At 39.6% G+C, this 20,439-nt stretch carries 17 protein-coding genes and 8 tRNA genes; 5 read left to right on the top strand and 20 right to left on the bottom strand.

Annotated features, from left to right (window positions below; translation table 11 throughout):
- Nucleotides 1-381: 381 nt before the first annotated feature.
- Nucleotides 382-1,800: a sodium:alanine symporter family protein gene (locus tag H5079_RS13820; protein WP_182684295.1), complete on the top strand. Its 1,419-nt coding sequence runs from the start codon at nt 382-384 to the stop codon at nt 1,798-1,800.
- A 681-nt stretch (nt 1,801-2,481) separates the two neighbouring features.
- Here H5079_RS13820 and H5079_RS13815 read toward each other — a convergent pair.
- From H5079_RS13815 to H5079_RS13760, 12 genes are all read right to left on the bottom strand, one after another.
- Nucleotides 2,482-2,568 (bottom strand) — tRNA-Leu (locus H5079_RS13815).
- Between the two features lie 38 nt (nt 2,569-2,606).
- Nucleotides 2,607-2,680, bottom strand: a tRNA-Cys gene (locus tag H5079_RS13810).
- 19 nt (nt 2,681-2,699) lie between these two features.
- Nucleotides 2,700-2,775, bottom strand: a tRNA-Gly gene (locus H5079_RS13805).
- A 75-nt stretch (nt 2,776-2,850) separates the two neighbouring features.
- A tRNA-Leu gene (locus H5079_RS13800) sits at nt 2,851-2,937 on the bottom strand.
- A 39-nt stretch (nt 2,938-2,976) separates the two neighbouring features.
- Nucleotides 2,977-3,052, bottom strand: a tRNA-Gly gene (locus H5079_RS13795).
- Between the two features lie 64 nt (nt 3,053-3,116).
- Nucleotides 3,117-3,203, bottom strand: a tRNA-Leu gene (locus tag H5079_RS13790).
- Nucleotides 3,204-3,240: 37 nt separating this feature from the next.
- Nucleotides 3,241-3,314 (bottom strand) — tRNA-Cys (locus H5079_RS13785).
- 17 nt (nt 3,315-3,331) lie between these two features.
- Nucleotides 3,332-3,407, bottom strand: a tRNA-Gly gene (locus H5079_RS13780).
- A gap of 216 nt (nt 3,408-3,623) precedes the next feature.
- On the bottom strand, nt 3,624-4,169 hold the full coding sequence (gene pgsA / locus H5079_RS13775; RefSeq protein WP_011328580.1) for a CDP-diacylglycerol--glycerol-3-phosphate 3-phosphatidyltransferase: 546 nt from the start codon (nt 4,167-4,169) through the stop codon (nt 3,624-3,626).
- Between the two features lie 42 nt (nt 4,170-4,211).
- Nucleotides 4,212-6,035 (bottom strand): excinuclease ABC subunit UvrC, encoded by a 1,824-nt coding sequence (gene uvrC, locus H5079_RS13770; RefSeq protein WP_089368515.1) that lies wholly within the window; start codon nt 6,033-6,035, stop codon nt 4,212-4,214.
- 8 nt (nt 6,036-6,043) lie between these two features.
- Nucleotides 6,044-6,694, bottom strand: a complete 651-nt coding sequence (gene uvrY, locus H5079_RS13765; RefSeq protein WP_011328582.1) for a UvrY/SirA/GacA family response regulator transcription factor — start codon at nt 6,692-6,694, stop codon at nt 6,044-6,046.
- Between the two features lie 148 nt (nt 6,695-6,842).
- A complete protein-coding gene (locus tag H5079_RS13760) occupies nt 6,843-7,988 on the bottom strand; it encodes a dicarboxylate/amino acid:cation symporter (protein ID WP_011328583.1) in 1,146 nt (381 codons plus the stop codon).
- A 692-nt stretch (nt 7,989-8,680) separates the two neighbouring features.
- Between H5079_RS13760 and cysK the strand changes: the two genes are divergently transcribed.
- Both cysK and H5079_RS13750 read left to right on the top strand, forming a co-directional pair.
- Nucleotides 8,681-9,649, top strand: coding sequence for a cysteine synthase A (cysK, locus tag H5079_RS13755; protein ID WP_011328584.1), 969 nt, complete (start codon nt 8,681-8,683; stop codon nt 9,647-9,649).
- A 122-nt stretch (nt 9,650-9,771) separates the two neighbouring features.
- Nucleotides 9,772-10,206, top strand: coding sequence for a hypothetical protein (locus H5079_RS13750; RefSeq protein ID WP_041454731.1), 435 nt, complete (start codon nt 9,772-9,774; stop codon nt 10,204-10,206).
- 75 nt (nt 10,207-10,281) lie between these two features.
- On the opposite strand, the gene H5079_RS13745 is transcribed toward H5079_RS13750, so the two are convergent.
- The 8 genes from H5079_RS13745 to H5079_RS13710 all read right to left on the bottom strand — a co-directional run bounded on the left by H5079_RS13745 (nt 10,282) and on the right by H5079_RS13710 (nt 18,855).
- A complete protein-coding gene (locus H5079_RS13745) occupies nt 10,282-12,558 on the bottom strand; it encodes an acyl-CoA dehydrogenase (protein ID WP_182684294.1) in 2,277 nt (758 codons plus the stop codon).
- A gap of 241 nt (nt 12,559-12,799) precedes the next feature.
- On the bottom strand, nt 12,800-13,603 hold the full coding sequence (locus H5079_RS13740; RefSeq protein WP_011328587.1) for a putative porin: 804 nt from the start codon (nt 13,601-13,603) through the stop codon (nt 12,800-12,802).
- Nucleotides 13,604-13,803: 200 nt separating this feature from the next.
- A complete protein-coding gene (locus H5079_RS13735) occupies nt 13,804-14,178 on the bottom strand; it encodes a PH domain-containing protein (protein WP_011328588.1) in 375 nt (124 codons plus the stop codon).
- A complete protein-coding gene (locus H5079_RS13730; RefSeq protein WP_011328589.1) occupies nt 14,178-15,086 on the bottom strand; it encodes an ABC transporter ATP-binding protein in 909 nt (302 codons plus the stop codon). Before H5079_RS13730 ends, H5079_RS13735 begins: the two co-directional genes overlap by 1 nt.
- Nucleotides 15,083-15,910 carry an ABC transporter permease gene (locus tag H5079_RS13725; protein ID WP_182684293.1) on the bottom strand — a complete coding sequence of 276 codons (828 nt, stop codon included), beginning with the start codon at nt 15,908-15,910 and terminating at the stop codon, nt 15,083-15,085. Before H5079_RS13725 ends, H5079_RS13730 begins: the two co-directional genes overlap by 4 nt.
- A 143-nt stretch (nt 15,911-16,053) precedes the next feature.
- Nucleotides 16,054-17,235, bottom strand: a complete 1,182-nt coding sequence (locus H5079_RS13720; RefSeq protein ID WP_179808246.1) for a cystathionine beta-lyase — start codon at nt 17,233-17,235, stop codon at nt 16,054-16,056.
- A gap of 2 nt (nt 17,236-17,237) precedes the next feature.
- Complete coding sequence (gene nudC, locus H5079_RS13715; RefSeq protein WP_182684292.1) at nt 17,238-18,161, bottom strand: NAD(+) diphosphatase; 924 nt, start codon at nt 18,159-18,161, stop codon at nt 17,238-17,240.
- 190 nt (nt 18,162-18,351) lie between these two features.
- Nucleotides 18,352-18,855, bottom strand: a complete 504-nt coding sequence (locus tag H5079_RS13710; RefSeq protein ID WP_086999215.1) for an NYN domain-containing protein — start codon at nt 18,853-18,855, stop codon at nt 18,352-18,354.
- Nucleotides 18,856-19,005: 150 nt separating this feature from the next.
- Here H5079_RS13710 and H5079_RS13705 point away from each other — a divergent pair, with 150 nt between their 5' ends.
- Both H5079_RS13705 and H5079_RS13700 read left to right on the top strand, forming a co-directional pair.
- Nucleotides 19,006-19,629, top strand: a complete 624-nt coding sequence (locus H5079_RS13705; protein ID WP_041454486.1) for a hypothetical protein — start codon at nt 19,006-19,008, stop codon at nt 19,627-19,629.
- On the top strand, nt 19,629-20,372 hold the full coding sequence (locus H5079_RS13700) for a DUF3307 domain-containing protein (RefSeq protein WP_182684291.1): 744 nt from the start codon (nt 19,629-19,631) through the stop codon (nt 20,370-20,372). Before H5079_RS13705 ends, H5079_RS13700 begins: the two co-directional genes overlap by 1 nt.
- The last annotated feature ends 67 nt before the right edge of the window (nt 20,373-20,439 follow it).

Below are 20,439 nucleotides of genomic sequence, written 5' to 3'. Positions count from 1 at the left end.
GAACGTTTTGAGTCGCTTTAGCGTCTCAAGGGATGCGTATAATACATCCTTTATTTTTCGAGTCAACACTTTGTTTTAAACTTTCTTTTTGGAAGATTTAAAACCGAAGTTTTATTTAACTCTCTGAGTAGTTCGCGTCTCGCTAGGCGTTGACGTTTCCCGTCTCAGTGGGGTCGCATTATAGGGAGCCGCAGATTTTACGCAAGCGTTTTTATCGCCTTTTTTGCATTTAATTTTTACCCCAAAGATACACAAGCCAGACCCACAGGTTACCCACAAAAGCCTGTGGACAAGTCATTTTTTTACCTCGATTACTAAACTATTTCTCAAGCTTATGCTAAGTTGCGCGACAGATTTAAACTCGTTGATTAGGCAAATAGCATGACAGATATAATAAACAGTATAAGCAGCCTCTTATGGGGCCATGTTTTAGTATACTTATTAATAGCAGCAGGGCTGTTTTTCACCATTCGCCTTCGCTTTATTCAATTTGTACAGTTTCCTCACATGATAAAAGTGATGTTTTTGAGTCGTAGAGGTTCAGGCGATGGCATCTCTTCATTCCAAGCCTTTTGTACTTCACTCGCAGCGCGTGTTGGTACTGGTAATATGGCAGGTGTTGCAGTTGCACTTTATTTAGGTGGTGCTGGGGCTATTTTTTGGATGTGGCTTATTGCTTTAATTGGTATGGCGACTAGTTTTGCCGAGAGCACATTAGCGCAAGCTTATAAAACGCGTGATGAACAGGGGAACTTTCGTGGTGGCCCTGCTTATTATATGGAATATGGTTTAGGTAAGCGCTGGATGGGCGTTATTTTTTCACTATGTTTAATATTAGCGTTTGGTTTTGTATTTAACGCAGTGCAATCAAACTCTATTGCAGCTGCATTTAAAGTCGCTTTTGATATTCCGAACTATGCAGTAGGTATTGCTTTAGTTATTGGCTCTGGGATCATTATTTTTGGCGGTTTAAAAACTATTTCTCGATTTGCAGAAATGGTAGTGCCTTTTATGGCTCTTGCTTATTTACTAGTGGCTTTGTACGTTTGTGCTTTAAATTACTCTGAGCTACCTGGTGTTTTTATGCATGTTATAAATAGTGCATTTGGCATTGAGCAAGCAGGCGCAGGCGCAATTGGCTACGGCGTTATGCAAGCGATGATCCAAGGCATTAAACGTGGCTTGTTCTCAAACGAAGCGGGTATGGGTAGCGCTGCTAACGCAGCTGCAACAGCAACACCTAACCCTCCCCACCCTGCCTCACAAGGGTATGTGCAAATGTTAGGCGTTTTTGTTGATACTATTGTAATTTGTAGCGCTACTGCGGCATTAATTTTATTATCACAACAACTTACTGCTGGCTCTGGTTTAACGGGCATAGCTTTAACTCAAGCAGCACTTGAGGAGCATGTAGGTAGTTGGGGTGCAATATTCGTTGCGATTGCTATTTTATTCTTTGCTTTCACATCTATTGTTGCTAATTACTCTTATGCAGAAACAAATTTATTATTTTTAGAGCATAACCATGCATACGGCATGTTGATTTTTAGATTGTTAGTATTAGGTATGGTGATGTTTGGCGCTATGGGTGAGCTACCATTAGTGTGGACTTTAGCTGATATATCTATGGGGTTAATGGCTATTGTGAACGTTATAGCATTATTTATGTTGTCAGGCGTAGTTGTTTGGCTTGCTAAAGACTACAACACGCAACGTCGTGCTGGGAAGTTACCAACCTTCGATCCAACTAAAAATAAGCATCTTGATAAAACAATTCCAAAAGGGATTTGGCATAAGTAATTATAGCTAATATTGGTTAAATTAAAGGGAAGCTATATTGCTTCCCTTTTTTTGCTTTTAAAACACACCCATTACTGGTTCGCTTTTACATACCTAATTACGCTTCACTCTACACCTTCATACAATAACCTAAGCCTCAGAGACGCATGAGGCCTAACCTCCCCCTCTAAGCTTAGTAACGATGATCTGGCGATTTAAATGGTAACGCTTTGCCGATTACTTATTGCTAACGCCTAGTAATCGCTACTCATGGTAAGCATTTAGTTTTGCATTGTAATACGTTCTCATGCGGTAAATACAAAACCCTATACTAGTGTATAGAGTCCTCATGTTTTGATTAGTATTCTAACTAGATGAAGTGTAGCCATGTAGCTAAGCGCTGCGGCGTTATTTCGTTACGGGATCTTTGGCATTATCAGCAAGTGTGGCTATTTAAATACGTGTTATAACAATAAATAGCTAATTGCTTAATTGGAAATACTTATTTAGGTAAGGCTGTAGACTTTAAGATATAAATAAGCACTGAATCTAGCGTTATTTAAGGTAACTATTCACTTTAACAGACTGGGTTTTATTGTAGTAACAAGATGTGTAGTTTTATTATAACGAATTGATGCGTAAATACTGACTAATGTTATTGCCAGCTTATAGCATTGTTTATAAGTAGTAATAGCAAGAAAGTGGTGCCCGAGGCCGGAATTGAACCGGCACGACTTGTTAGTCGAGGGATTTTAAATCCCTTGTGTCTACCAATTCCACCACTCGGGCATCGAGTTTGCTAATTAAAGCGTGTGGAGTAAATTATATGGAGGCGGAACCCGGAGTCGAACCGAGGTAAACGGATTTGCAATCCGGTGCATGGCCACTCTGCCATTCCGCCTAAATGTATCCAAATAATTTGGAGCGGCACACGAGGCTCGAACTCGTGACCTCGACCTTGGCAAGGTCGCGCTCTACCAACTGAGCTAGTGCCGCATTTTATTCTATAAGCAATGGTATTTACTTATACTATAAATTAGTATTTTATTACTCTGCCACTTTATATAAAAGTGGTGCCCGAGGCCGGAATTGAACCGGCACGACTTGTTAGTCGAGGGATTTTAAATCCCTTGTGTCTACCAATTCCACCACTCGGGCATCGAGTTTGCTATTTAAAGCAAGTGGATAAAACTAATATGGAGCGGCACACGAGGCTCGAACTCGTGACCTCGACCTTGGCAAGGTCGCGCTCTACCAACTGAGCTAGTGCCGCATCATATTAGTTCTAAATTAAACATTTTATAAATTACACTTGGTAATGTAATTAAACCACAAAGTGGTGCCCGAGGCCGGAATTGAACCGGCACGACTTGTTAGTCGAGGGATTTTAAATCCCTTGTGTCTACCAATTCCACCACTCGGGCATCGAGTTTGCTATTTAAAGCATGTGGAGTGTTGCTATGGAGGCGGAACCCGGAGTCGAACCGAGGTAAACGGATTTGCAATCCGGTGCATGGCCACTCTGCCATTCCGCCTTAACAATGAGATAAACTGGAGCGGCACACGAGGCTCGAACTCGTGACCTCGACCTTGGCAAGGTCGCGCTCTACCAACTGAGCTAGTGCCGCATTTAATATTATTCAGTAAGCTTTCTATCAACTTGCAACGTATTGCAGTAAATATTCAGTAACTGATTAATTACCATTTAGTTTATCTTGGGGGCTATGCCCTCTCAACACGGACGCATTCTACAGAGATTATTAAACGCGTCAATACAAAAAATGCCACTTTCGAACTGTTTGATTATTTTTTATCTAATATGGTGCGTTATTAGACGTTTAGAATCAATTTTTGGTCAATTCACTCCATGCCGATACCAAATATTGCACCATAGAACTCAATGTTAGGAAGGTCGCAATATACAATAAACCAAAACTTAAATAATTCATCCAAGCATCGTATTGCCAAATTAGACCGATAATGGCTAACATTTGTGCTGCTGTTTTTATTTTACCCATATTAGATACAGCCACGTTATCGCGCTTACCTTGTTCTGCCATCCATTCACGCAGTGCAGAGATAACAATTTCGCGGCTTATTATAATAAGTGCCGGGATAGTCATATACATAGACTGATAATGCTCTGATAACGCGACTAAAGCAGCGCACACCATAACTTTATCGGCAACGGGATCTAAAAACGCACCAAAGGGGGTTGATTGCTCAAGTTTACGTGCTAAATAACCGTCGAGAATGTCGGTTATTGATGCAAACCAAAAAATAAAGGCGGCAGCAAAAAGCGCCCATGAATAAGGCAAATAAAATACCACCAAAAAAATGGGGATAAGAAAAAGTCTAAAGGTTGTGAGTGTGTTTGGAATATTCCACATAACTGCTTGGGTATGTCTTTTTTGCTATATTCGCATGAAGGGCTAACCCTTGTCATGCAAATGGTTAAATATCTTGTCAGCCATGTCAGGGCTGATCCCCGGTACTTTCTTTAACTGTTCTATATTAGCAGCTTTTACCCCTTGCATGCCCCCTAAATATTTTAATAATGTTTGTCGGCGCTTAGCACCTACGCCATTTATTTCTTCTAATAATGATTGCGTTCGTTGTTTTTGGCGCTTATTACGGTGCCCCGCAATAGCAAAACGATGTGATTCGTCGCGTATATGCTGAATTAAATGCAGTGCAGGTGCATCTGAATCCATTGGAATAGTTTTTCGACCACCGTCTATTAACAGTGTTTCGAGGCCGGGTTTACGGCTTGTACCTTTAGCTACACCAACTAACAAGGGCATTTTTGCATGTGGCCAAGTAGCAAAATACTGCTCTGCACGCCCTAATTGCCCTTTACCACCGTCTATAAAAATCACATCGGGTATTTTATCTTCATCAACTAATTTGTTGTAGCGCTTATTAAGCGCAAACTCCATGGCAGCATAATCATCTCCACCGGTTATTCCAGTCACGTTGTAACGCCTATACTCTTTAGTATTGGGTCCTTGTGAATCAAATACCACACAGCTAGCAACCGTGTTCTCCCCCATAGTATGGCTTATATCAAAACATTCCATTCTGGTTATATCATCAAGGCGTAGGGTAGCTTTTAATTGCGCATAGCGTTTATTAATAGAGTCTTGGGTGCTTTGCTTAACGGTAATACTATTTAATGCGTTTTTATTGGCTAACTGCAAATACTGGGCACGCTCACCCCGAGTAACTACTTTAAGAGTTACTTTACGCTCACTTATTTGCGTAAGTGCTTGGCCTAATACGTCGCTTTCTTGTATTTCGAACGGCAAAATGATTTCTTTTGCGATACGCCCAGTTGCCCCCGGCGCTAAATAGTACTGGCCTAAAAACGAAGTCAATATTTCTTGTTCACTTGAGTCTTTTGGCACTTTTGGAAAGTAGGTTTTACTGCCCAATACTTTATGGTCGCGGATCATCAATAAGTGAATGCCATTTAAACCATTTAGGTGTGCAAAGCCTACAACATCCATTTCTGCAAAATTACCCGAAATAGACTGTTGTTCCTGCATTTTACGCAGCAACATTATTTGGTCACGCACTTTTGCAGCCAACTCAAAATTTAGCTGCTGGCTAGCTGCTTCCATTTTTTTAATGAGATCGGCGATTACCTCATGTGATTTACCCGTTAAAAACTTACGCACATAATCAACTTGCTCAGTATAATCTTCATCTGAAACTTTATTTACACACGGGGCTGAGCATCGTTTGAGTTGATATTGTAAGCATGGTCGGCTGCGCGCACGGTAATAAACATCTTCGCATTGACGAATGGGAAATATTTTTTGCATCAGTCGTAAGCTTTCTGATACCGCCCCCGCACTTGGAAATGGGCCAAAATACTCACCTTTTACTTTACGACTGCCACGATGAAACGCTAATCGAGGATGTTTATGATTAGTAAGTAATATATAAGGATAGGATTTATCGTCGCGTAATAAAATATTGTAACGAGGCTGATACTTTTTTATCAGATTGTTTTCAAGTAATAGCGCTTCGGTTTCGGTATTAGTAAGCGTTACTTCAACATTACAAATATTACTGACTAAAACACGGGTTTTGCTGTCGGTGATGTTACTTCTAAAGTAACTACTCACCCGTTTTTTTAAATGCTTTGCTTTACCAACATAAATTACTTGATTGTCACTATCGAGCATACGGTAAACCCCGGGCTCACTCGATAGTGTTTTTAAAAACTGGACGTGATCAAATTCAGACATAAATTAGATTAGTACGATACGTCTATATCAATCATTTTATAGCGAATAGCTAAATGAGTCAGCTCTACATCGCCACTCACATTTAGTTTTTCAAACATACGATAGCGGTAGCTATTAACTGTTTTAGAGCTTAAATTTAAACGCTCAGCTATACTTTGTGCTTTTTCACCTTTGGTGATCATTAGCATTATTTGCAGTTCTCGCTCTGACAAACTCTGAAATGGACTTTCATCTGTGCGCCCACTTACCTGTGCTAATGCAATTTGCTGTGCAATTTCAGGTGCAATATAACGCTGCCCGGCATGCACACAGCGTATAGCACGTACCATTTCATCAGACCCAGCACCTTTAGTTAAAAAGCCATGCGCGCCAAGCTGCATTACGGTACTAGGATACGGATCTTCACAATTAACAGTAAGCACTATAATTTTTACATCAGGGCAATAACGACATATCTTTTTCGTCGCCTCAAGGCCACCAATACCGGGCATATTCATGTCCATAAGTACTATATTGGGTGAGTGTTGACGACAAAATTGCACAGCCTCTTCACCTGTTTTAGCTTCTCCAACAACTTTAAAGCCTCGTACATCGTCAAGAATCCGCCTGATCCCTGTTCGTACCAACTCATGGTCATCAACTAAAAGTACATTAATCAATGGAACATCCTCACTAGCCTAATAAAATGCAATTTAATAATATTAATTTGCCACAGTAACACAGTTAAAATAAAACAATAACCGATATTATTTCATCGTTTAAGGTGTGTTAATACATGTATATTAACAGATTAACACACCCAGTTTATTATGCTTTTTCGCTAAAGCGATCTACCCACAAAGCAATAACGCCATCACCGGTTACGTTACACGCAGTACCAAAACTGTCTTGGGCTAAATATAGTGCAATCATTAAAGCTACTGCGCCTTCATTAAAGCCTAGCATAGTTGTTAATAAACCCAGTGCCGACATTACTGCACCACCTGGTGCACCTGGTGCGGCAATCATTACTACACCTAACATCATAATAAATGGCAACATGCCCATTAATGAAGGTGCTTGCATGCTTGGTGATAAAAACATGACCGCCATTGCACAGGTTACAATTGTAATTGTAGAGCCCGATAAATGAATTGTCGCACAAAGCGGAACCGTAAAATTGGCTACGTCTTCTTTTACGCCATTCGACTTACTTGATTGTAATGATACTGGAATTGTTGCAGCGCTAGACATTGTGCCCAAAGCGGTAAAGTACGCTGGTAGCATATTTTTAATTAATTCGATTGGGTTGCGTTTTAGTAACAAGCCTGTAGATACATATAAAACAGTAAGCCATAACCAGTGCATAACCAACGCTGCAATAAGTACTACGCCAAATGCTTGTAGGGTATCAACAACTGTTCCTGCTACCGTCATTTCGGCAAATACACCTGCAATATAAAATGGTAATGCCGGTATTATCACCTTAGATAATAAGCTATCAACAATATCACGCCCCTGATCAGACACTGTTTTAAGCGTAGTCAATTCAAGCTGGCTCATGCCAATACCAAATATAAATGCGCTCATTAATGCAGTCATCACGCCCATTAGTGGCGGAATTTCTAAATCAATAAAACTACCAACTTGTGTCGCTGATTCAGCTTCAAATGTAATACCGCCACTTAAAAATGGAATTACTGTGCTAACCAGTAAAAAAGCCAATGTGCCAGCAATAACAGTAGAGCCATAAGCAAAACCAACTGTTTTACCTAATAAGTGCCCTGACCCTTTTGGTAGTCCAGCAATACCCGATGCAATAAAAAATAAAATGATCAGCGGTATAGTAAAGGAGATCAATTGTCCAATCAGTTCTTTAACAGTATATAAAAGTTCAACGCCTATTAGTGGTAAATAGAGTCCAGCTAAGATACCGGCCACAATACCGGCAATTAATTTTAAGATTAACTTCATTGTGATTGCTTTCTTGAATTTAGATACTGTGTTTTTATCATGTTTTGCATAGCTTGTATCATAAAACTGTTCAACTGCAGTTCATTTGCACAAATAAGCAACAATACGGTGAGTATTAAGTCTTTAATAGATTAATTGTTAGAATATAAATAAATATAACACGCCTTTCAAAAGTTTATTTTTCTACTTAATCTGAACTCTGATTAAGAGATTTACTAACGTATTGAATCATAGTTATATTTAATTTTATTTTCTCTAGCCAGAAGTTTTCAATGAAAACAAGGCGAATTTACGCGTCAATAGCTGGCCTATTGCAAGTTAATTCAACGCAGTTAGCGCTGAAAATAGCTGCTTGAGATAGATTTATTATCCGGAGCTCAGGTTCCTTAAGTAACACTTGTAATGATCACGAGGCCAAGTTTTTATTTAATTAGGGTTTATTTATCTTTTAAGCGTCGTTAGCGTCAATTAATGAGCAGTAACCACATTAAGAAGGCCCTGCATAGCTCAAAAATCAACCACACCGCGGTAAATTCAAGCTTGAGAAATAAACACATCCTCGTTATAAGCCCAATAAATATATGTTATAGCCAAACTTTACTTTAAATTTTTTAAACTCACAGTAAAGTATGCTTATATAGTTAATAGCAAAACTACTAACATGTTAAGCGGATTGTATCCAAAGGAACATTATGTCTACTATTTTTGAAGATAACTCACTAAGCATTGGTAATACACCGCTGGTAAAACTTAACCGTGTTACCGGTGGCAACGTATACGCAAAAATTGAATCTCGCAACCCAAGCTTTAGTATAAAATGTCGTATTGGTGCATCAATGATTTGGGAAGCTGAAAAATCAGGGCAGCTAACGAAAGATAAAGAACTAATTGAGCCTACATCTGGTAATACCGGTATTGCGCTGGCGTTTGTGGCAGCATCTCGTGGTTATAAACTAACCCTTACCATGCCAAATACTATGAGTTTAGAGCGCCGAAAACTGCTCAAAGCATTAGGTGCAAACCTAGTACTAACCGATGGCGCAAAAGGTATGAACGGTGCAATTGATAAAGCAAAAGAAATTCAAGCAACCGCTCCCGATAAATATATTTTATTACAACAATTCGAAAACCCGGCAAACCCTAAAATTCACTTTGAAACCACCGGCCCTGAAATTTATGATGCCCTTGATGGTAAAGTAGACTTTTTTGTTGCAGGCGTTGGTACTGGCGGGACTATCACTGGTGTTAGTCGCTACCTTAAAAACGAAAAAGGTCTCAATGTAAAATCGATTGCTGTTGAGCCAACAAATTCACCGGTTATTAGCCAAACGCTAGCAGGTGAAGAAATTAAGCCTGGGCCACATAAAATTCAAGGTATTGGTGCTGGCTTTATTCCTGGTAACTTAGATTTAAGTGTGATTGATGGTGCAGAGCAAGTATCTAACGAAGATGCTATTGCGATGGCACACCTACTAATGAGACAAGAAGGTATATTAGTAGGTATTTCATCTGGCGCAGCGGTTGTTGCGGCGAAACGTATTGCTGAAAAGCCTGAAAATGCAGATAAAAATATAGTGGTTATTTTACCAAGTGCCACTGAGCGTTATTTATCAAGCCCCATGTTTGATGAAGAGTTTAGTGAACAAGAGCTCGTACAATAAGTATTTTGTTTGAAAAAAGGATGCTCTTAGCATCCTTTTTTATTACTTATTTATTCACCCCCCCTTTACATCCGTGCAATAAAGCCACACACTTTGTAAAGAATGAATAAATTATATTGATGATGAAAAAACTAACCTCTTTTTTAAGCTTAACTTTTTGCCTATTTATTATTAGCTGCACTGAAGAAGTTGCCCAAGTTAATAGCACGCCGGGCGATGCTGCAACGGCTTATTTTGACGCGCTTTATAATCAAAAAAATCTGCATAAAGCCAGCACTATGGCAACCCCAAACCTTGCCCGCATTATGAAATCATATGGTACTGCTAAGCAATTTTCTCGCACCTTATTAAACATGCAATATGATCAAGTGGTTATAGAAGTTGATATGTCTAATATGAGCTTACGGGAGCAATATGGCGACTCGGCTAAAATTAATCTTATATTCACCGGCACTCTAAATGGTAAAAAAATTGATGATATGCGCAGCGTTAAAATGCGTCATAAAAAAGGCCTATGGTATATAGATAAAATAGTGACCGATCCTTACGCTCGTTAACTTAAATGAATTAAACGCAAAAAGGCCTTACATTTGTAAGGCCTTTTCGTTTTAGTTATTACTTAAAGCACTGCGTTATAGCTCACCAGGTTGAAAGTTATCAACTGCTATGGCTTGCTTTCTTAATTTATTAGCATGATGCATTGCATCGGCATCGGTTTGCTTTAATAAATCGTTTTCAAGCGCATAATTAATCGCCCCCTCAATATCAAGCGTAGCGGGTACCTTCCCTTTACGCTGCCATTGTTTTAGATCTTTAAATTGTGTTTGCATATCATGCATTGCTAAAAATGCACTTTCCATTACACCCGTACCCGCGTTTTCATCCACATAACATAAATGCGTTAAACGGTTTCTAAACACACCTGGTTGAGTCATATGTTTACAAATACTTTGTGCAATGGCATCACTTGGTTTGTGATAATGATTACCGAGTGGGAATACAATACGTTTGAGCACAAAGTTAACCACCGGGTTTGAGAAATTTTTAAAGAAACCATCAAATGCTTGGCCAATTTCATACAATGACGTTTCTATTGCGTATTTAACAAAGGGTAAGTCGGCTTGTTGACGCCCTTCGTCTTCAAAACGTTTTAGTACGGTTGACGCTAAGTACAAATGGCTTAATACATCACCTAAACGTGCCGATATCATTTCTTTACGTTTAAGTTCTCCGCCTAACATGAGCATGGCTACATCTGTACATATGGCAAGGCCACGGCTCATTCTTGTCAGTTGCTTATAGTAAACTGCTGTTTCGCCACTTACCGGTGCTTTAGCAAAACAACTACGCGTTAAACCATGCACAAGTGCCATGCTGGCGTTGCACGCGGCAAACATAATATGGTCCATTAATAAACCATCAAATTGCTCTAATGCAGCGTCATCATCTTCCATCGCTGCCGCTTCCATTTCTTTTAATACAAACGGATGACAACGTGTGGCACCTTGGCCAAATATCATTAAATTACGCGTTAAAATATTAGCGCCTTCTACCGTAATCGATACCGGGATCCCCATATAGCCATGCGCTAAATAGTTATTTGGACCAACCTGAATGCCTTTACCTGAATGAATATCCATCGCATCGTTCATTACTATACGACCCATTTCAGTCATATGGTATTTAGCAATAGCGGTAACAACTGAAGGGCTGAGTTTTAAATCAATTGCACCTGCCGTCATTAAACGACACGACTCAAGCGCATAGGTTAAACCACCAATACGTGCAAGTGCTTCTTGTACACCTTCAAATTGACCAATAGACACACCAAACTGTTGGCGCACCATGGCGTAAGCTGAGGTCATTTTAGCGGCTAAATGCCCTGTTGCTGTACTTAATGCTGGCAATGAAATGCCACGCCCTGCACTTAAACACTCAACTAACATGCGCCAACCACGTCCAGCGCCTTGCTGCCCGCCTATAATCCAATCCAGTGGAATAAACACATCTTCACCGTACGTTGTGCCATTCATAAACGCCATATTTAGTGGGTAATGGCGCTCGCCAGTTTCAACTCCAGGGTGATCAGTAGGGATAAGCGCACAGGTAATTCCCAGCTCTTTTTCTCCACCTAATAAACCATCAGGGTCATACATTTTAAAGGCAAGCCCTAAAACCGTTGCCACAGGCGCAAGCGTAATATAACGTTTTGACCAATTTAAACGCAGGCCTAAAACCTCTTCGCCATTATGATCCCCCATACACACCACGCCTGAGTCAGGAATGCTTCCTGCATCAGATCCGGCTTCTGGACCTGTTAGTGCAAAACAAGGTACATCTTCACCAGTCGCCAACGTAGGCAACCAGCGGTTTTGTTGCTCTGTAGTACCGTAATGTAGCAGTAATTCACCTGGGCCTAAGCTATTAGGTACCATTACGGTAACAGCTGCTGTTAAGCTTTTTGTGGCAATTTTTGACACTATAGTAGAGTTTGCAATCGCAGAAAATTCACGCCCACCAAATTTTTCAGGAATTATTAATGCAAAAAAACCTTCCGATTTTAAGTAATCCCAAACATCTTTTGGTAAGTCTTTATCTTTTTGCACAATTTGATAATCGTCAAGCATAGCCAATAAAGTCTCTACTTGATTATCCATAAAGGCGTTTTCTTTATCACTTAGCTCAGGCTTAGGAAAGCGATGTAGCTTTTGCCAATCAGGGTTGCCACTAAATAGCTCGCCATCCCACCAAACGTCTCCGGCTTCCATTGCTTCACGCTCGGTTTGCGATAATGGCGGAAGTACCTTTTTGAACATTTTAAAGGTAGGTCGACTGATTAAATTAAGGCGAATATTTTTAACTGCAAAAATAACCACCACCACGACCAGTAATATTATAAATATTAACATGCGCACATTCCTTACACATTGAATGAAAATAGTGGTTTAATTATGACCGTTCTCAAGTTAAATACAATCATTCTTCAGTCGTAAGTTATGCTTAGTTTATTTAAAAATCACCTCTTTTAACTTTCTGCATAGCTTTAGTTATTATTTTTAACTCAATTACTTACTTTAAAAATACAAAAACCCCGCTTAGTATTAAGCGGGGTTTGTTTTTACTCTTAAGTAAATTAACTATAAGCCTTAATTAAAACTGAAAGCGCATGTTAGCAAAGTAAGCATCGTTGCCTGAATCATCAGCATTGTTACCGTAACCAACTTTAATACCTACATTTTCATTAATGAAATGCTGAGCACCAAAGCTGTAAGCATCTTGCTTGTTGTAGTTAGCAAATACAGATGTTGCTTTTGAGAAGTAGTAGTTAGTTTCTGCTACCCATTGGTTTTCTTTATCATCAATGCTCTCGTATTTACCTTCAAACGTTAAGAAGTTACCTTGTTGCAAGTCAATAAAGTATTTAGCTGCTACTGCACGGTAATCAAAGTCGTCATCAGCGGTTACTGTTACACCAATGTAGTCAGTGCTGTTTAGCATGTGGTTGTAAGCTAAATCAAATAACGCAAAATCTTCACCGTTTTTGTTTTCAACTAAAGTTACTTTAGCCAGTAAGTTTGGGTTAAAAAAGAAACCACCTGAAAGCGTGTAAAACTCATTGTGCGAACCAGTATCAAGGTTACTGTAAGATGCACCTACCACAAAGTTGTTAATAAAGTATTCGCCACCAACTGAAGTTACGTCACTAGAGTCGTCGTCAGCGTAGCTGCCATATACATTACTTTGTTTATTTATGTATTCAAACTGATCGTACGGGCCTAATGTTTTTTTAGGCGATAAATAGTAAATAGAATCCACCGCAACGGTATTGTTATTGCTGCTAGTTTCATGCTTAAAGCCTAGGTTACTAATTGACTGATAGCTATCTGCTGCCATTGCAGTGGTTGCAGCGCTAGATAATAAAATACTTGAGATAATAACTGCTAACTTTTTCATTATGATAAATCCCTATTTATATGACTTTTTTATGTCTTAGCTGGGTAGCTGAGATCGAGGGACATGCTAACGCTGTGAAACTGAATGAAAACTTAACTAAGCACTTGTATTCATTAAGTTAATTGTAATGAAGTGTAGGTATGTGTAAGATTAAAGTAATTGCAACACCATGCTAACAACTACTTTAACTAAACTAAGTATTACAGTGCATATTGGCTAATAATACGATAAACATCATTAATATTATCGCCAGACTTAAAGTCTTTACTAATAGGTGTAGAGTCTGAGCCAACCCATATTTTCAGCTCGGCATCTAGATCAAAATGCCCTGCGCTTTCTTTACTAAACTTTGTTATTTTTGAATAAGCTATACTGATCATCTCCATTTTAGAACCAGTAACACCTTGTTTATCTATCAAGATCAATCGCTTGTTAGTAAAAATAAACATATCGCGTATTACTTTATAAGCCTTTTCAACCTGTTCGCCTTCTATTAAGGTATTTAATAATACTTTTTCTAAGTCGGCATCATCTACTTCGCTAGCGTTACCCATTAACCCACTGAATAATCCCATTATAATTTCTCCTGTTTAAAAATTTGATTCTCTAGGGTGTGTCCGTTCACAAGCTGCCTATATTGCCAGTTATGCTGATGGCAAAAGTTAAGCAATGCAATATCAAGCGGTTCACCTGTAGGCTGGTACTCAATTACAAACTCTTTATGTTGGCTCATATATACACGGCTTATACCTGCAATCGATTGCAACTGTTGCTCTACATTTTGATAATTTTCATTAAGCATTAGGGTATAAAAATGTGTATCTGACTTGTTTTCTTTGGTTTGATGCTCGCTTAAAACGCCTTTATCTAAATGCAATACTTGCGAGCAAAGTCGCTCCAGCTCAGTTAAATCGTGCGAGCTTAAAATAAAAGTAGCCTGCTCACTTAAATCAGAAACCAGCTCGCGTACTTCTCTGGCATGAATAGGATCAAGCCCCGCAGTGGCTTCATCAAGCATCACTATTTGCGGCTCACCAATAAGCGCCTGTGCTATGGTTACACGTTTACGCATACCGTGTGATAAGTCCCCTGCACGCTGCTTTGCAATCTCTTTTAGACCAACCAAGTCAAGTACACGTAGCGCCTCAGTTTGGCTTTGCTTAGCGCCCATACCCTGTAGTTTTGCATAAAAGGCAAGTTGCTTGTCTATATTAAAACGAGGGTCAAGCTGCGCGTCTTGCGGTAATGCACTTACTTTATTAAATAAAGCTGCGCTGCCAGGCTTATGCCCTAATATTTCAAGACTGCCTTTACTGGGCGCTATATAGCCGCATAACAAACTAAATAAGGTGGTTTTACCCGCGCCATTTGGCCCAACAAGCGCCACTGGCGCACCTTTATTTATTTCAAAGTTCACATTATTAAGCGCAAGTTTTGCGCCATACGATTTACTCAAACCGCTGCCTGTAATTAATGCTCTCATAGTGAGCTCCTTGCAAAAACACGCTGAGCAACGCTTAGTAATACCGCTGTTTGGATCAGTGGAATAGCCACCGCGCTTAGTAATGGTAAATTTTGTCCAGCTAATAGCTCTATTTGTACACCCGGAAATAAATAATCAAGCATACCTAATGCGGGGATTTGCCACTGCAAAATACCAACAACAATAGCGCCTGCCGTAAAATATAAAATTGCCAACACTACAGATAAACGCGATGAGCGAGCAAAGGTATTTATCAACGTCATAAGAGCTACAAATGGGCACAGAGTAACCACTAATATTAAAAATATAGAAAGTGCACGGGTAAAGCCACCAGCAAGTAAACTAGGATCTCTAAACCCCAGCACAGCGAGCGTAGCCACCAGGGTAATACCTACCAAGCATGCTAATACCGCTAATTGCCCTAAAAAACGGCCAAAGAGTATTTCAAAACGTGTTGAACGCAGCGATAAAAAGCGAAGTGTGCCACGCTCTCTATCGCCTACCGTTTGGTCGCTGCAAATAAACACACTAAATATCGGAAAGCTATACAAAGCAATCAGCCAATACATAGCAAATTCGGCCTCAGGCCAATCAAGTAGTTTACTTAAACCTATGGAGCCAGATATATCACGGGCAATTTGTTCAAAATCGGGCGCACTTACAATGCCTACCGCTTGCCCTATCGGGTAGCGCAGTATTATTAGCCACACCAATGCAAAGGCAGCTAATGCAATGAGCCCACGTTTAGTTAAAAACATACGTACGAGCTCAAAGCCTGCTATTTGCGTTAGTCGCCCTATGTTTATCGGTAATGGTGTTGCCATTGACTATCCTTAATGACTTTTTGTTTTCAGTATATTTATCCACACTAAGTGTAAATACCTTGAATTACCAGCAAAAAAAAGCTCACTAATGGTGAGCTTTGTAACAATACATTTTAATCTAACAGCATAAATTACATTAAAAATTATAAATGCTGCTTATAAACCTCAAGTGCTTGGCTTAAGTCGTTGATTAAATCGTCTACATCTTCAAGGCCTATATGCAAACGAATAACGGGCCCTAAATCCCAACCTGTATCCGAACGCAGTCCTTTCATGGTTAAATTAGCGGTTACTAAGCTTTCAAAGCCGCCCCACGAAAAACCCATTTTAAAATAGTGTAGGCTATCTAAAAACGCATCTATGGCAGCCTGATCCCCTGCTTTCATTACTATTGAGAACAAACCATTACTGCCATCAAAGTCACGTTTAAAAAATTCATGCCCCGGGCAAGTAGCAAATGCTGGGTGGCGAATATGATCAACAAGCTCATGTTGCTCAAGCCATGTAGCCACTTCTATTGCTGCTTTTTCGTGTTGATTTAAACGCACAGCCATAGTGCGTAAGCCCCTAAGTGCTAAATATGCATCGTCTGCGCTAGTGCATTGCCCGAGTAAATAGGAGTTTTCGCGCAAAGTTAGCCAATACTTTTTATTAGCAACAGCCACGCCCATCATTACATCAGAATGGCCTACTATATATTTAGTAGCTGCTTGAATACTAATATCAACACCGTGCTCAAGCGGACGATAATGCAAACCGTTGCCATAGGTATTATCAAGCATGGTCATTATGTGGTGCTCGTTTGCTACTTTTACCATAGCCGGTACATCTTGAATTTCCATGGTAATAGAGCCCGGCGATTCCAAAAACAATACCTTGGTGTTTGCTTTAATGTAGTCTTTAATTCCCGCGCCTATAGTAGGTGGGTAATACGTAGTGCTAATACCCAGGCCGGCTAGAATTTTATCGCAAAAATCACGAGTAGGTTCGTATACATTATCAACCATTAAAATATGGTCGCCGGTTTTTAAAAACGACAGCAAAGTTTGGCTAATTGCAGCTGCGCCACACGGATAAAGTACACACCCTTCGCCGCCCTCAAGCTCAGTTATCGCCTCTTGCAGCGCAAAGTGGGTAGTTGTGCCTCTACGGCCATAAAATAAGGTTTTGTCACCACATGTTTTAGCGGCTTTTTTTAATTCTGCTACTGAGTCAAATACTATGGTTGATGCACGTTGCACAACCGGATTAACTACACCGTGGGTATAGGCTTTTTTACGTCCTGATGTAACAAGTTGGGTATTTTTATTGCTTTTGCTCGTCATGCTTAATCCTTATTATTTAGCCAGTACTCAATTAAATAGCGAGAAATAGAATCTGTTCTGGGAAGCTTTAAATGCTCCCCTTCGTCATGCCAATTACCAAATTGGCGTAACTCTTCACGACTAAACCACTTAGCATCGTCAAGTTCGTTTTTATCAACATTAATATCTTCTGTAACCGCTTCGGCAAAAAAGCCCAGCATTATTGATGAAGGAAACGGCCAAGGTTGTGATGCAACATAACGTACATTATTTACTTCAATACCCGCCTCTTCTTTTACCTCACGAGCAACTGCTTGCTCGAGTGTTTCACCGGGATCAACAAAGCCCGCTAACGACGAATACATACCGCTCGCCCACGCAGCTTGACGACCTAGTAAACAGCGCTCTACCCCATCGGCAAACACTTTAGTAACCACCATAATTACTGCAGGATCAGTGCGCGGAAAAGTAGGGTGTTTACAGTTTTCATTTTCGCATACTCGCGAATGCCCGGCTTCTACTAAATGATTTTTACTGCCGCAACGTCCACAAAAACTATGAGTTGCATGCCAATAACATAAGCCGCGTGCAAGTGCCGCTATTGAAGCGTATTTAATGGTTACTTGAGGGCCGTATTGGCGTATGTCAACAAACTGTGCGCTGTCAATTAAAGGATCAAGTATGCTGGTATCTAGCTTAGATACATCAAGAGCAAACACCCCATCTTTTGCATTGTTTAAACCAACAAAAATAGCATTAGTTAAATCTAAATGGGCAACCTGTTGATACGATAAATAACTAACTTTTGGGGTATCTTTAATAAATAAGGTTTGATTATTTTTAACTAAAACCCACTTACTTTGCGCCGACATATGCGCTTTAAGCCATGCTGGGTCGTTACGAAAATTTGAGCCTCTGTCTAGTGGCATGTTGCTGTAATGAAGCATTTAAATCCTTAGGTACACGTTATGTTTTAAAATTACCATAACCCTTTAGTAAACCCAATTTATTAGCGCGATAAAAAAAGCCTAAAATAGGCTTAATTGCTATATAACACTGCAGTATTAAAAAGTCTCATGTTGCAGGGGCTAATAGCCTATGTGAGTGTTATTTTTTGGCTATTTAGTAAACCTTGATTTAAAGCAAAAATGTATTGTCGATTAAATGAAATTGCTCAGCACTTTGTTTTAATGCCTCTGCGGTTAACCTATCAGCGCCATATACATCACACGGAACATTATATTGGCTTTTTAAATGCCCCAACAATAAAGCAAAGTCGCCATCACCAGAGAGTAAAATAACTTTATCAAGGTTTTTACCATGCTCAAGCATATCAATGGTTATACCCACATCCCAGTCGCCTTTGGCACTGCCATCGCGGCGTTGAATAAATGGCTTAAGTTTTACCTCAAAACCAATTGCACGCAAAATATTTTGAAACTGGCTTTGTTTTTCATCCCCTCGGTAAATTGCATAAGCAAACGCACATTCAATATTATATTGCTGCGCCATAACTCGCCAAAATGCGTTGTAATCAAAGTTTTTTCCGTAACTTTCACGGCAAGTGTAATAAATATTTTGTACATCAACAAAAATACCTACACGGGGTTTGGTATTTTGCAGCTCGTGTTGTGAAGTCATTTAATTTCCTAATCAGGATTTATAGTAATGGCGTGGTGCTATTAAAATAAGTGTACCTTGCATTTTTTATTTAAGTAACCTAAATTGGTTACTTAACTCCATGTAACCAATTTAGGTTACATTTTAAAAAGTAACTATTTCGAGGCTCATATGATTGGTGTGATCAGCGGCGACATTATTAAATCGCAAACTATTCCTCAGCAGCAGTACGATGCCATGCTTTATCAGCTAGAGCAAAGCCTAAGAAGTATTACCACACAGCGCACTCATTGGAATATATACCGAGGCGATGCCTTTCAATTACAGTTAAACAACCCAGAGCAATTATTTAAAACCGCTATTTTAGTGTATTTACACTTAAAAGCATCGGGGTATGAACTACGCCAAAGTATGGCTTTAGGGAAAATAGATAATCCGCGCAGCGATATAAAAACCGCAACCGGCTCTGCCTTTACCCTCTCTGGGCAAGGGCTAGATAAAATAGCCAATCAACGCTTTATTATAAATATTGCAGAGCAACAACTCGATGAGAGCTTAAGCCTTAATCTAGCCTTTGTAGATGTGTTACTCACTAAAATTACGCTAAAGCAGGCCAATGCCTTGTATGTGTACTTAACTAAAGCCGACAACAGCCATGCCGCTGTAGCTAAAGAGCTAAAAACAAGCCGGGAGAATGTTACTAAACTGCTTAATTTAGCGCATTACCAACTAATAGAGCGTTTTATTAAATACACTCAGCAATGTATCCAAAAAATAATCGCAGGAAGTAAATAATGGCATTTTCACTCTTACTCGTTGCCCTTATTATTGGCCACCTACTCGCCGATTTTTACTGGCAACCCATGAGCTGGGTAAACGACAGAAACACCCGCCACTTTAAAGCAAAAAAACTTTACTACCATGTATTAGTTCACGGCGTGACTAGCGCACTAATTATTACGCTTTGGGAGTATACCTTTGGCTGGCAACAACTGAGTAGCGTATTTCTTGCCACCAGTATTATCGTGATTAGCCACTACTTTATTGATATTGCAAAATCGTACTCTAATAAAGGCGTAGTGCCTTTTTTATTCGACCAAATTGCACATATCATCATTATTATTGCGATAAGTATTTGGCTAACTGACAATCTGCAGTTTACTAACAGTGTAATGGCGCTATTAAGCAACTCAAAAGCGCTGTGGGCTATAGCTGGTTACCTCATTATTTTAAATCCCAGTGCCGTATTTATAAGAATGATGTTAGAGCGTATAACCAACCACTTTTCAAGTGATGGTAGCCTGCCCTTAGCTGGACAAAGTATTGGCATGCTTGAAAGAGTACTGATGCTGACGTTTATCTTATTAGATCAGTTTGCAGGGCTAGGGTTTTTAATTGCCGCTAAATCTGTATTTAGATTTGGCGATTTAAGTGCCAGTAAAGATAAAAAGCTCACCGAATATGTAATGCTAGGCACACTACTTAGCGTAAGTGTTACCTTATTTGTAGGATTAGGAATTAATTACTTAATCAGCTAGCCTGTAATAATAGCAAAGCATACACACTAAAAAATCCCCATTAAAAAACGCGCTACTTGTAAAGCAA

It is taken from the genome of Pseudoalteromonas sp. SG44-5 (genome assembly GCF_014164175.1).
GTDB lineage: Bacteria > Pseudomonadota > Gammaproteobacteria > Enterobacterales > Alteromonadaceae > Pseudoalteromonas > Pseudoalteromonas nigrifaciens.
The sequence above is the reverse complement of the archived record's forward strand: the minus strand, read 5'-3'. Positions and strand labels throughout refer to the sequence as shown.